Origin of the sequence: Bacillus sp. S14(2024) (genome assembly GCF_050473785.1) — a bacterium.
Classification (GTDB): Bacteria; Bacillota; Bacilli; order Bacillales; family Bacillaceae_G; genus Bacillus_A; species Bacillus_A yunxiaonensis.
The window spans coordinates 1,889,659-1,904,158 of record NZ_JBFLUP010000006.1 but is presented as its reverse complement, the minus strand read 5'-3'; the positions used below and the strand labels follow the sequence as shown (position 1 = coordinate 1,904,158).

At 37.4% G+C, this 14,500-nt stretch carries 11 protein-coding genes; all 11 read right to left on the bottom strand.

Going from position 1 to position 14,500, the window contains the following annotated elements; genetic code table 11:
- Positions 1-149: 149 nt before the first annotated feature.
- A complete protein-coding gene (locus AB1279_RS10085) occupies positions 150-1,619 on the bottom strand; it encodes an RNA-guided endonuclease InsQ/TnpB family protein (RefSeq protein ID WP_429758621.1) in 1,470 nt (489 codons plus the stop codon).
- 201 nt (positions 1,620-1,820) lie between these two features.
- Positions 1,821-2,549 (bottom strand): ABC transporter ATP-binding protein, encoded by a 729-nt coding sequence (locus AB1279_RS10080; RefSeq protein WP_429758620.1) that lies wholly within the window; start codon positions 2,547-2,549, stop codon positions 1,821-1,823.
- Entirely contained in the window at positions 2,549-3,325 is a 777-nt protein-coding gene (locus AB1279_RS10075; RefSeq protein ID WP_429758619.1) for an ABC transporter ATP-binding protein, read from the bottom strand. Before AB1279_RS10075 ends, AB1279_RS10080 begins: the two co-directional genes overlap by 1 nt.
- A 10-nt stretch (positions 3,326-3,335) precedes the next feature.
- The gene (locus AB1279_RS10070; protein ID WP_429758618.1) at positions 3,336-4,619 is read right to left on the bottom strand and encodes a branched-chain amino acid ABC transporter permease; all 1,284 of its coding nucleotides are present in this window, start codon (positions 4,617-4,619) and stop codon (positions 3,336-3,338) included.
- Positions 4,620-4,628: 9 nt separating this feature from the next.
- Positions 4,629-5,615: a branched-chain amino acid ABC transporter permease gene (locus AB1279_RS10065; RefSeq protein WP_429758617.1), complete on the bottom strand. Its 987-nt coding sequence runs from the start codon at positions 5,613-5,615 to the stop codon at positions 4,629-4,631.
- A 66-nt stretch (positions 5,616-5,681) separates the two neighbouring features.
- Positions 5,682-6,884, bottom strand: a complete 1,203-nt coding sequence (locus tag AB1279_RS10060) for a branched-chain amino acid ABC transporter substrate-binding protein (protein ID WP_429758616.1) — start codon at positions 6,882-6,884, stop codon at positions 5,682-5,684.
- A 142-nt stretch (positions 6,885-7,026) separates the two neighbouring features.
- The gene (gene parC / locus AB1279_RS10055; protein WP_429758615.1) at positions 7,027-9,450 is read right to left on the bottom strand and encodes a DNA topoisomerase IV subunit A; all 2,424 of its coding nucleotides are present in this window, start codon (positions 9,448-9,450) and stop codon (positions 7,027-7,029) included.
- A 1-nt stretch (position 9,451) separates the two neighbouring features.
- On the bottom strand, positions 9,452-11,416 hold the full coding sequence (parE, locus tag AB1279_RS10050) for a DNA topoisomerase IV subunit B (RefSeq protein WP_429748979.1): 1,965 nt from the start codon (positions 11,414-11,416) through the stop codon (positions 9,452-9,454).
- 523 nt (positions 11,417-11,939) lie between these two features.
- Complete coding sequence (locus tag AB1279_RS10045; RefSeq protein ID WP_429748978.1) at positions 11,940-12,353, bottom strand: CoA-binding protein; 414 nt, start codon at positions 12,351-12,353, stop codon at positions 11,940-11,942.
- 72 nt (positions 12,354-12,425) lie between these two features.
- Positions 12,426-13,640, bottom strand: a complete 1,215-nt coding sequence (locus AB1279_RS10040) for a S1C family serine protease (RefSeq protein WP_429748976.1) — start codon at positions 13,638-13,640, stop codon at positions 12,426-12,428.
- 176 nt (positions 13,641-13,816) lie between these two features.
- Positions 13,817-14,494, bottom strand: coding sequence for a response regulator transcription factor (locus AB1279_RS10035; RefSeq protein ID WP_429748974.1), 678 nt, complete (start codon positions 14,492-14,494; stop codon positions 13,817-13,819).
- Positions 14,495-14,500: the final 6 nt, after the last annotated feature.

Below are 14,500 nucleotides of genomic sequence, written 5' to 3'. Positions count from 1 at the left end.
AGAAAACAAGTGCACACTCCTCTTTCTCTGCATAGCATCAATCTATATATATAAAATTAAAATATATTTATATAAACAAAATTGATAGTGGTAACATGAATACTCCCCCACTTAGCAAAGCTTGAAGTGGGGGTTTCTAACGTTTCGGCCTAACGGACGATTAACGTCAGTGGAGTTAACACACTAGCGAGCTGTTTCACGCCTAACCCCTCTATCCCGTTTGTCCATGCATTCGGGACTACTTTTCGTAAAATATTCGCCGCAGCGTTTACGTCTGCGTTGATTTCGATGCCTTTTGCAGAACGATACATACCACGTTTTATTCGTTTTCCTGAAAAAGTTACATTTTGGTCATTTGTTCCATACGTTGGAATAAAGTCATGATCTAGAAAACTTGCTTTTGACGTGTACGATTCCTCGGTTACAATAACTTGAATGCCTACTGCATTTGCTTTGTATGTAATCATTCGAATCAATACACGATGCGAGATATGGCAAAACGTTTGATTATTTTTCTTTCCCATATTCGTTTCTTGCTTCCAACTTTTATTTTGACCAATAACGATTTTGCAAACTCTCTCTTCTTGAGCCAGTTTTACAATATGATGACTAGCTTTATGGAAGATGTCTTTTATTTTCAGGTAACGCTTTTGATGAAGTTTTTCTATTCTTTTTGAAGTAAAAGGTCCTTCCTTTGTTTGTTTACCTTGCCTGAGAACACTTGTAAAGTGACTCTTCATTTTGTTGTAATATTGATTTATGCTTTTGACGTGTTTGCCCTTAACAAGTACAGGCTTCATACCTGTGTTTGTTACAATGGTTGCAAGATTATCAATACCTAAATCAATACTCATATAACGACCATTCTCTTCGACGGATTGTTGTTCTAAAGGAACATCTACCACCAATTCCACTACATATTCATTGTATTTTGGAATGACACGAACTTGCTTCAATTTACCTTCATTAAACCCTAATTTCCCAATGTTTAATTGCAATTTTGTCTTTGGAAACTTTAAAAACTTATCATTTTTAATGACACAATCTTGGTTGGTATACAAGATTTCCTTTTCAGAAGAACGAATATACTTTGGAATTCTAGGTTTTCCCGTATATTTGTTGGGATTCTTTTTATAATCTTTTAAACTAGCAAAAAAAGACTTCCAATTTTGGAATACATTTTTCATGATGGATTGACTAGATTGCGTAGGTAAAGCACGATAATCATTCTGAATCATGGCTTTAAATAATGCATCCAGAAAATGATAATCTACATAAGGTTTTTCTGTAGTTGGTTCTGAAAACAAATTACATTTCACTTCTTTTTGTTTTTCCTTTGGTTTTGTTTTCTCTTTTTCCAATTTCTTTTGATAGGAAAGAAGTTGCGCATCATTCACCTCCCCTATGTTTTTAGAAATCGTATCCAAAACTTCTTTTTGTAAAGGTTGCAACTCCTTATCTTGTGTCAAACCTGTATACACTTGTCGTATATAAAAGTTTGTCGTGTTGTACATATTCTTAGCATTTTGGCAAGATTTTTGAAAATAGGAATACATACGATGCCCTTTTTTAATCCAAATCTGAAGAGCTTTATAATTTTTTTGATTTTCCATTGTCATTTTTTACACCTCCTTATTAAGGATATTATACCAAAACAAGAACGTATGTTTCTGTTTTTTGAACATAAAATATTTTTTTCGATTCACCTCACCACCTTCACATATGTTTAGAGGTGGGAGTCCTCTCGAAAGATATGATAGATTATGAGGAACTTCTCTTCTACATGTCAAAAAGCCACCCTACTTAGGGTAGCCCTCATACTATGCTAAATAAGCTTCTTTCACAAATTCATTATGCATCAATGACTTTCCTTCTCCTACCATTTTAATTTCCCCTGTCTGAATCACATATCCACGATGTGCAACTTGCAGCGCTTGATACGCATTTTGTTCAACAAGTAGAATCGTCATTCCTTCTTTATTAAGCTCTGAAATAATTTCAAAGATTTGCTCAACAATAATTGGCGCAAGTCCCATTGAAGGTTCATCTAACATAAGTAAATGAGGCTGGCTCATGAGCGCACGTCCAATTGCAAGCATTTGTTGTTCACCACCACTCATCGTACCGCCCTTTTGTTCTAGCCGTTCTTTTAGCTTTGGAAAATAGTGAAAAGTGCGCTCCATCCGTTCCTTCACTATTCTTTTATCCTTTACTGAAAATGCCCCCATCTCTAAATTTTCTTTTACTGTGAGGCGTGAAAAAATGCGTCTCCCCTCTGGTACATGAGCAATTCCGGATAATGCTGTTACATGCGGGGATTGTTTCGTAATTTGTTTACCCTCAAACAAAATTTCTCCTGACTTCGGTATAACAAGGCCACTGATTGTCTTTAATGTCGTTGATTTTCCAGCCCCATTGCATCCAATAAGCGTTACAATTTCACCTTTTCCTACAGAAATATTAATACCTTTTAACGCGTGAATGCCACCATAATACGCATTTATATTGGTAAGCTCTAGCAAAATACTTCCCCCCTTTTTATCGCGCATTACTTCTCTAACACTGCACTTTTCCCTAAATACGCTTCAATAACTTTTGGATTATTACGAATATCTTCCGGTCTTCCTTCTGCAATTTTTTCACCATGATCTAGCACAATGATATGTTCAGATATCTCCATAACAAGTTTCATATCATGTTCAATTAATACAATTGTTAGGTCCAGCTCTTCACGCATACGATAAATAAGCGCTGTTAATTCCTTCGTTTCCTTCGGGTTCATCCCGGCCGCTGGCTCATCCAATAGTAGCACTTGAGGTTTTGCCGCAAGCGCCCTAGCAATTTCAAGGCGCCGCTGTGCCCCGTACGATAAATTTTGCGCTTCTTCATTTAATAAGTGAGCTAAACCAACATATTCTAGAAGTTCGTATGCCGTTTGCTGGGCTTTTTCCTCTTCTCTCTTTACCCCTGGCAGGTGTAACAAAATTCCTAAAAGATTACTTTTCAAATGATTGTGAAGTCCTACCATGACATTTTCAAGTACCGTCATATTGTTAAAAAGACGAATATTTTGAAACGTACGGGCAATGCCATGCTTTGAAATACCATGCGGCTTCAAACCAGTTATTTTTTCTGCACCAAGTAGAATATCCCCTTCATCGGGCTTATACACGCCTGTTACCATATTAAAGAAAGTCGTTTTCCCTGCTCCATTCGGTCCAATTACAGCAGTTATCGATCCTTTGTTCACTTTCATATCAACACTTTTCACTGCAACAAGCCCGCCAAACCGCTTTGTAATATTCCGAACTGTTAAAATCGTCATATCCTCACCCCTAGGCTCCAAATACATTCTCTTTTTGTGTTTTCGATTCAATTTGTTTTATCCTACCTTTTTTCAGCTGCTCTTCATTAAATTTCCGATTTTTCGCAGGTATGAGTCCTTGCGGGCGATACAAAGCAAATAAAATTAAAATTCCCCCAAAGATAAAACGCTGCATTTTAGCTGGAGAAAGTGCATCCGGGATTGCAACCGTTCCACTTAAGTTTAATTGGTTTAACCAGTTTGTTAATTCAGTAAGTACTTGTAAATTTAAAATCGTCATAACTGCTGCTCCTAAAATAACCCCTGGTACACTCCCCATACCACCAAGTAATACCATAACAAGAATTGTAATCGACTCTAGCAGCGTAAAACTGGTTGGATCGACGAAAGTTTGTTTTGCTGCAAAGACAACTCCCATCATTCCTGAAAATGATGCACCGATTGCAAATGCTAACAGCTTTGTTTTCACAAGAGGAATTCCCATCGCTTGGGCGGCAATTTCATTTTCACGAACTGCCTTCCAAGAACGGCCTATTTTCGAAAACTCTAGTCGTTTTACAATAAAGATCACAAGTAGTAAAATACCGAGTACAATGTAGTACACTTGACTTGATTGCAAAAATGTAAACCCAAATAAAGAAGGTGGTTTTACAGAAGATAAACCCATTGCACCATTCGTAATATTAACCGGTTTATCTAGATTATTAAAAATAATACGGATAATCTCCCCAAATCCAAGTGTTACAATTGCTAAATAATCGCCTTTCACACGCAACACCGGGATACCAAGTAAGACTCCAAATATTGCCGCAATAAAACCGCCTAGTAAAATAAAAATCCAAAAGCTTTCTCCTGACAATGGATATTGACCGAATGGCATAAAATTATTTGCTTGAGCTGTTGCAAAAATACCGTATGTGTAAGCTCCTATTGCAAAAAAAGCGACAAATCCTAAATCTAGCAATCCTGCAAAGCCGACAACAATATTTAACCCTAGCGCCATTGCTATATAAATTCCAACTAATGTCGCCACTTCCATATAAGACTGATAAGCAGGACCACCACTGGCTGTGAATGGAAGCAATATAACTAATACAAATAACCCTATTAACCATTTCCATTTACTGTGTAAATTTGTGTAATACAATAATAAAAGAGACAATAATAATAGTAGAAATGCCGTTACTGACTTTTGTGCAAAATATAGACTCGCAGCAGTTATGCCCATATAAAGGACTAATAATATAAGTTGCATCCTCGTACTTTTCCTTATCATTTCCAGCCATTTTGTCATTATCATCACCTACACTTTCTCGGCAACTGCTTTGCCGAAAATACCTTCTGGTCTAAAAATTAGAACGAGAATTAAAATTCCAAAGGCAAACACATCCTTATATTCAGCTCCCAATATTCCAGAAGACAAGATCGACAAATTTGCAGCCGCAAACATTTCTAACAGCCCAAGCAGTATACCGCCAACCATCGCACCTCGAATATTACCAATTCCGCCCAGAACAGCTGCTGTAAACGCTTTCAGACCTAAAATAAAGCCAATGTACGGGTCTATTGTTCCATATTGCACAGCAAACAGTACACCTGTTGCTCCGCCAAGCGCGGAACCGATAAAAAACGTAAGAGAAATCACCTTATTCACATTTACTGACATTAACGAAGCAGTATCACGATCTTGCGCAACAGCACGCATCGCCATTCCCCACTTTGTTTTATTAACGAAAAAGTCTAGAGAGAGCATCATAATAACCGCAAGAATGAGTAGAATAAGTGAAGATGTTTTAAGTTGAGCGTTATTAAAAGAAGACATAATTGCTGAAGCCTGTACTGTAATTTGATCATTGAATAAGGTAGGACCTGTTATAATGTAGTTTCCTTTTTTTAATTCAGCAATAAAACGAACGATATCTTGCAGCAAAAAAGAAACACCAATTGCTGTGATTAACGTAATAAGTTTCGGTGCTTTTCGAAGCGGTCGATACGCGACCCTTTCAATCCCCATCCCAAGAAAACCCGTTATAAGAGATGTTGCAACTAAAACAAGTAACAACGCTAGCAAAGCTGGCATAACCGTCATCCAACCAAACCCCATAAAAACAAGGAAAATTGTTGTACCAATAAAAGCACCCGTCATAAAAATTTCTCCATGAGCAAAATTGATAAGTTCTAATATCCCATATACCATCGTATATCCTAACGCAACAACTGCGTACACTGCACCAAGTGTTAACCCGTCAATTAGCACTTGAGGAAGTGTATGCATGATTTCTCCGAACATAAAATTTCCTCCTTTTTATTTTTCTTTAAAAAAGGTACGGAACATAAGTACCGTACCCATATCACCTTACTTTTTCTCGACTTCTCCTTCTTGTCTTCCTGGATATTTTTGCTCTGCAAATTTATAAATATATACTTTTGCAAACTTATTATCACCTTTGCTATCAAACCCTACGTTTGTTACTGCCCCTTCAAAATTATTTGTTTTCCGAACAGTATCGCGCACTTGTTCTCGAGTTGGCATTTTGTTGTTATTTGCTTTAATCGCATCTTTCACTCCTTGCAGAAGTACACCCGCAGCGTCATAACCATAAGCTGAATATCCTTCTACTTCTTTATTAAATTTGCTCTTATAATCATCTGCGAATTTCTTTCCTTTTTCCGTCGTTTTCGGATCAGCAGCGATAGAAGTATAATACGTATTCTCAATAGAGTTACCTGCAATTTCTAACATCGTTGCTGAATCCATACCATCACCGCCCATAAAAGGAACCGCAAGGCCCTTTTCACGGGCTTGCTTCACTAACAGCCCACCTTCTGCATATAGACCACCAAAGTAAATTAAATCAGGTTTTTTCGCTAGTACTTTATTTAATACACCATTAAAATCTTTTTCTCCAACCGTAATAGATTCATAGCCTGCAATCGTTCCACCTAATTTTTCAATTTCTGTTTTAAATGCTTTAGCTAAACCTGTTCCATAAGCTGTTTTATCATCAATAATAAAAACGCTTTTTGCCTTCAGTGTTTTTAACGCAAATTCTGCTCCAGCAGGACCTTGAAAATCATCTCTTGTGCATATACGATTTACTACTTTCAAATTACGATCTGTTACTTCAACAGCAGTATTTGTAGGTGATACCATAACAACATTGTTTTTCTCATACACTTCAGAAGATGGAATCGCAACTCCTGAATTCATATGTCCAACGACACCGAGTATTTCTTTATCCGCGCCAATAATTTGTGCGTTCGCAACACCTTTTTTCGGATCAGCCTGATCATCATATGGCACAAGCCTTAGTTCATATCCTAATTTTTTAAACTCTTCTTTTTGTTCTTCTATCTTCAGCTGTGCACCAAGTTTAATTGCTTCCCCCTGCGTTGCTGAACCACCAGAAAGCGGTGATTGAGTCGCAATTTTTATGACCTTTCCACCTCCCGTACTTGCTGTATCAGCATTACCATTTGTTTTATCACTGCATCCTGTTAATAAGCCAAACATACATACCGCCGAAAGAACAAAAGCAAAATTTTTCTTTTTTATCACCCATATACCCCCATTTTAGTTTTTTCTAAATATTTAAAATATTTAGTTAAATAATAATGGAAGTATTTTATTTGTACAACTACTATTCTTCAGACAAATTTAGACAAAAACGCCCGACTTATTATATAAGTCGGGCGTTTTCTTACTGTTCTTTTTTCTGCGGCCACGTTTCCACAACAAGACCAACATCACTTACATCTATTAATAAACTTCCGTTACTGTAACGATCCTTATTACGAAGTGTATTCGTATCAATTTCTTCTATTATCTGCTTTTCTGTTCGCATACAAACAACTTCATCTGCTCGAACAACTTCTACACCGACAATGCGATATGGATTCTTTTTCAATTCTTTAAAGATAACGAGTCCTCGTTTTGCTCTCGTTGATTTTTCAATTTCTGTTGCTTTTAATCGTTTTACTGCGCCTCGTTGCGTAACGAGAACGAGCTGATCTTTCTCAGAATTGATAGGAAGACCGCATACAACGTAGTCATCTTCTTTCACATTCATTCCTTTTACACCAGCTGCTCGCACGCCAACTGGACTCACTTCTTCTTCATTGAAAACAAGTGCATATGCACCGTGCGTTGCAAGAAGAATATCTTGTGTTCCATCTGTAACAAAAATATCAACGACTTCATCATCTTTCTTTAAATTAACCGCGACAAATGCACGTGAATAACGCTGCACTTTATATTGATTTAATTCTGTTTTTTTAATCATTCCATTTCTAGTCACAAACGTAATAAATCGCTTCTCTTCGTCAAAATTCGGAACAACAGTTGCAAAGACGAGTGTTTCATCTCGGTCAAGCGAAACAATATTCGCAACGTGCTGACCTAAATCTTTCCAGCGAATATCTGGCATTTCGTATACCGGAAGATAAATATAATTCCCTTTGTTTGTAAATAAAAGAATTGTCGCGGTTGTATTTGTATCAAAGCGTTCGAGTAAGATATCGCCCTCTTTCATACCAAAGTCTTTTCCGTTCGATGCATTATGCGAGCGCCAACCAGTTCGCTTTACATATCCTTCTTTCGTTACAGTAACGATGACATCTTCATGTGGAATCATCACTTCCACATCAATTTTGATTTCTTCAATCTCTTCCTCAATTACAGCACGACGATTATCACTATACGTTTTCTTTACTCTCTTTAAGTCCGATTTAATCACTTGAAGAAGTCTTTTTTCACTTTGTAAAATCGCTTGTAATTCTGTAATTTTCGTTTGTAACTCTTCGGCCTCTTTTTCTAACGCTGTAATGTCTGTATTTGTTAAACGGTACAATTGCAGTGATACAATTGCTTCTGATTGTGCTTCTGTAAAAGAGAATCTTGCACTTAAATTATTTTTCGCATCACGTTTATCTTTAGAAGCACGAATTGTTTCAATGACTTTATCTAAGATTGATAAAGCTTTCATCAAACCTTCCACGATATGCTGACGATTTTCCGCTTTTCGCAATTCATATTGCGAACGACGTGTTACAACTTCTTTTTGATGCCCAATATATGCATCTAAAATCTTTGGTAATGTCATTAGTGTAGGGCGGCGATTATGAATTGCTACCATATTGAAGTTATATGGTATTTGTAAATCTGTATTTTTATATAAATAATTTAAAATACCTTCTGCATTTGCATCTTTTTTCAATTCGACAACAATACGAAGACCTGTACGATCCGTTTCATCACGAACTTCGGCAATTCCATCTAGCTTCTTATCTAAACGTAGCTCATCCATTTTCTTTACAAGATTTGCTTTGTTTACTTCGTAAGGAATTTCTGTAATTATGATTTGCTGCTTCCCACCACGAATCGTCTCAACTTCCGCTTTTCCGCGGATGATAATTTTTCCTTTTCCTGTTTCATATGCCTTCTTAATCCCATCAAGCCCTTGGATAATCCCACCTGTCGGGAAGTCTGGCCCTTTAATCAGCGTTAATAAATCGTCTACAGTACTGTTTGGTTTATCAATGCGCAGCATTGTTGCATCGATAACTTCTCCAAGATGATGCGGCGGAATTTCTGTTGCATAACCGGCTGAAATTCCCGTAGATCCGTTCACTAAAAGATTTGGAAACATAGCTGGTAATACAACTGGCTCTTCACTTGTATCATCAAAGTTTGAAACAAACTCCACTGTTTCTTTATCAATGTCACGTAATAACTCAGAAGCAATTGGTGATAAACGAGCTTCTGTATAACGCATCGCCGCTGCCGGATCACCATCGACACTACCATTATTTCCATGCATTTCAACTAATACATTTCGTACTTTCCAATCTTGGCTTAAACGTACCATCGCTTCATACACGGACGAATCACCATGCGGATGATAGTTACCAATTACGTTACCAACTGTTTTGGCAGACTTACGAAACGGCTTATCATTTATATTTCCTTCTACATACATAGAGTATAAAATACGACGTTGTACTGGTTTTAAACCGTCGCGTGCATCTGGAAGCGCACGGTCTTGAATAATATATTTACTATAACGTGCAAAGCGGTCACCAAGCACATCTTCAAGCGGGAGGTCATGAAACTTCTCTGCTTGCATGTTATTCCACCTCCGTTGCTATAATCATTTCATTTTCTAAAATATTTCCTTCTTCCTGCATACCAAATTGAACATTGCGCTCAATCCATTTACGGCGCGGTTCTACTTTATCCCCCATCAATGTAGCAACCCGGCGATCTGCTCGTGAAGCATCATCAATTTTAACGCGAATTAATGTGCGCGTCTCTGGGTTCATCGTTGTTTCCCATAATTGGTCCGCATTCATTTCACCAAGACCTTTATAACGCTGTAGAATATAACCTTTTCCGACCTTTTTCGTGACTTCATCAAGCTCTTCATCAGACCAAGCGTATTCAATGACTTCACTTTTCCCCTTCCCTTTACTCACTTTGTATAAAGGAGGAAGTGCAATAAATACTTTACCTGCTTCAATTAGCGGCTTCATATAACGATAGAAGAATGTCAATAGCAGTACTTGAATATGTGCACCATCTGTATCGGCATCCGTCATAATAACAATTTTGTCATAATTAATATCTTCAACAGAAAATTCCGCTCCAACACCGCCGCCAATTGCATAAATAATCGTGTTAATCTCTTCATTCTTAAAAATGTCGGCGAGTTTTGCCTTTTCTGTATTAATAACTTTACCGCGCAGTGGAAGAACGGCTTGGAAGCGACGATCCCGGCCTTGTTTTGCAGAACCGCCTGCCGAATCACCCTCTACTAAATATAACTCGTTCTTTTGTGGATTACGCGACTGCGCTGGTGTCAGCTTTCCGCTCAATGTTCCTTCTGAACGTTTCTTCTTTTTGCCACTGCGCGCTTCTTCACGCGCTTTTCGTGCTGCCTCACGAGCTTGTGCTGCTTTAATTGCTTTTTTCACAAGAAGCGTAGCCACATCGGGATTTTCCTCTAAAAAATACGCCAAATGCTCTGACACAACAGCATCAACAGCTGAACGCCCTTCACTTGTTCCAAGCTTTCCTTTCGTTTGTCCTTCAAACTGAAGCAATTCTTCTGGAACACGAATGGAAACAATGGCAGCTAACCCTTCACGAATATCCGTTCCTTCTAAGTTTTTATCTTTCTCTTTTAACAAAGAAACTTTACGTGCATATTCGTTAAATACACGTGTCATTGCTGTTTTAAATCCAGCTTCGTGCGTACCGCCATCTTTCGTACGCACATTATTAACAAAGGAAAGAATGTTCTCAGAGTATGCGTCGTTAAACTGAAAAGCCAATTCCGCTTCAATTCCATTTTGCTCTCCTGCAAAATATACAACTGGATGCAATGGGTCTTTCTCTTCGTTTAAATAAGAAACAAACGCTTCAATACCCGTTTCATAATGAAACACATCTTCTAAATCGTTGCGTTTATCCTGAAGCACAATTTTCATGCCTTTTAATAAAAATGCTGATTCACGTAATCTCTCGCATAACGTTTCATAATTATAATTCGTTGTGCTAAAAATCGTTCGATCAGGTTTAAAATGAATCGTTGTTCCAGTATCTTTTGCTTTTCCGATTTTCTCAAGTGTCGTAACTGGAACACCACCATTTTCAAATCGTTGTTCATATACGTAACCATCTCGTTTAATTGTAACAACAAGCCACTCCGACAACGCGTTTACAACTGATGCGCCAACACCGTGCAAACCGCCACTCGTTTTATAACCGCCTTGTCCAAATTTACCACCTGCATGAAGCACAGTTAAAATGACTTCTGGTGTCGGTTTTCCAAGCTTATGCATTCCTATCGGCATACCGCGCCCTTTATCTACTACACTTATACTGTTATCTTTATGTATTACAACTTTAATTTCATCGCCAAATCCCGCTAATGCTTCATCAACGGAGTTATCTACGATCTCATATACTAAATGATGCAATCCGCGGCTATCCGTACTCCCGATGTACATACCCGGGCGTTTCCGAACGGCTTCAAGACCTTCTAGCACTTGAATTGCATTTTCATCATATTGAAATTGACGCTTAGCCAAACTCCTTGCCCCTTTCCTACCAAAAAAATCAGAACATATGTTTTCTATTATAGAATAACGCTTTTTACTCACTTTTGGCAAGTTACGTTATTTCTTTTATATACTATTTTCATAAGAAAAATCCTTGCTTGTCACAAGGATTCCTCTACGCTACTATTTCAGAAAAGTAATCGTTTGTCAACGAAACATGGATATGTATTCCAAAAACAACTACATACTCCACCATTTAATAATCAACAAAATGATAATAATCCAAAATGGAGTGACAAGCAGCAATCCCCAAAAACAACCTTTAAAAAACTTCATGATGAACACCTCGTCCATCTGCTCCTCCCTATTATACGAATAGGAGCTCAATAAATTTCACAAATACGATCTATCCCACTATTTTGAGTAGTATCCTCCTCAAAATCCAGAGCAAAGTGAGGAAGATATACGGGGAATAACTCCCCGTAAAAGCCCGATTAATGAGAACTTTCCATCATTGGAAGGCGAACCGCCCCCCAATGATAGAAGTCTCACTTTATCTTGTCATTGCATGTTCAACTTTAATGCAACGATCCATAATGACAGTATAGCCTTTTTCTTTCAAAAAACGATATGTTTCCTCATCTTGTATACCTAATTGTGCCCAAAATGTATCCGCTTCAATCGCAGTAAACTCTTTGGCAACATCCATTAAAAACTCAGAACGACGGAATACATTAACGATATCAACATGCTCTTTTATTTCAGCTAACGATTTTACCGCTCGTTCTCCTAATACAGTATCTACGTTTGGATTAACAGGAATAATACGGTATCCTGCATCTTGCATCGCTTTTGACACCATATAAGAAGTACGTCCTGGATTATCAGATAATCCGACAACCGCAATAGTCTTACTATTTTTTAAAATCTCTCCAATTTCCGTACGAGTTGGATTTTCAATTGTCATATGTAATCCCTCCTGTTAGTTTAGTATAGCCGATAAAGAAAGTCTCTTTCAACATGAAAGAGACTTTCTTTATTAATTCGTAGTACCACTATCAGCTAGTGTTAATGTTTTCGTTATTTTCTCACCATTTCGATACGCTGTCACTTCTAGTTTGTCGCCTACTTTTTTCTTCTCATATAAGTATTTACGGAATTGAACTGCATTTTCTATTTTTTGACCATCAAAGGCAACGACAACATCATATTGCTGTAATCCTGCTTTTTCTGCTGGTGATCCTGGAGTAATTTGTCTTAACAGAACACCACTTGTTACATCTTTAGGTAACTTAAATTGACCTAATGCATAACTTGGGATTTCATCAAGACCCATTACTGTAACCCCCATAACAGGTCGTTTTACCTCACCATATTTTTCAAGAGAGTCAATTACTGGTTTTGCTACATTAATTGGAATGGCAAATCCAATTCCCTCTACTGCTTGCTGTGCAATTTTACTAGAGTTAATACCAATTACTTCACCGTTTTGATTGAATAGGGCACCACCGCTATTCCCTGGGTTAATCGCAGCATCTGTTTGAATAACTTGTGCTTGCCAATCTGGACGGCCATCCCCGTTAATATCAACCGGGATTTCACGATCTTTACTACTAATAATCCCTTCTGTTACACTTCCATCAAAGCCAAGTGGGTTACCAATTGCAATCGCAGATTCTCCTGCACGAATTTTATCTGAATCGCCAAGTGTTGCAATTTTATTAACATTTTTTCCATCAATCTCAACAACCGCTAAATCTAACCAAGGATCTTTTCCTACTAACTTCGCTGGCACATTCGTTCCATTACTCAACTTCACTTCTAATTTATTTGCACCATCTACAACGTGGTTATTTGTCACAATAAGTGCCTTATCTCCAACTTTTTTATAAATAACACCTGATCCTGAACCAGCTTCAGCTTCTTGTCCTGCTGATTGAGAAAATGGATCCATATTTTTTTGGAAATTCATTACACCTACAACTACTTCTTTTGCTCCTTCAATCATACCAGGGAGATCTGTTGCACCTTTTGTTTTATTAACAACTGGAACCGCCGTTCCCTCTACTTTTGTTCCAGAAGAAGATGAAATCACAGAGTTATTTGTCCAAGGCATATACGGAGCTGCAAAACTAATTGTAACGGCACCAATAACAGCACCGACAACTCCTGTAAAAAAGTATCCTTTTTTGCTGCTCGATTTTACTGTTTCCGTACGAGTTTCATTCGTTTCTGTTTGATTATAATATCCCATAACTTATTTATCCCCTCTCTACTTAAATCGTATTTTTAGTATAATCACGGTTTGTGTCCTTTCTGTGAACTCATCGTGAAATCCAAACAAAAAAATACAATCATATTTCATAAATAATCAAGTATAAAAAATTGTACATACAATTAAGTATAAGAATGTATAGATAGGCACCAATATTACTCTTCAAACTTATATCCGACACGAATAACTGTACCAATATGTGTTGCTTTATCTCCTAATTTATTACGAAGTTTCTTAATATGTGTGTCTACTGTACGATCATCTCCAAAGTAATCATACCCCCAAAGTTGATCTAATAAATGTTGACGAGATAATACAATCCCTTTATTCTCCATTAAATAAACAAGAAGCTCAAATTCTTTATGTGTTAATGTAATCTCTTCACCGTCTACCATTACAGTACGCGACAAACGATTCACTTCGATACCTGCAAGAGAAAGTGTATTTTCTTCAGCTTGACCTAACGCACCATCCGCACGTTTTAATAATGTTTTAGCACGTGCAACTAAAATTTTCGGACTAAACGGTTTTGTTACATATTCGTCTGCTCCTAATTCAAAGCCAAGTAAAGTATCATCCTCATCAGAACGAGCTGTTAACATAATGATTGGTACCGCTGATTCTTTTCTTACACGTCTACATACAGACCAGCCATCAATTTCTGGCAACATAATATCTAATATAATTAAATCTACCGTATGCTCATCAAACCGTTCTAATGCTTTCTTTCCATCTTCAGCTTCAATAACTTCAAAGCCCTCATTCCGAAAATAATCGCTAACAATTTCTCGCAATCTTTTTTCATCTTCAACAAGTAAAACTGTTTTATTCAATTCTAT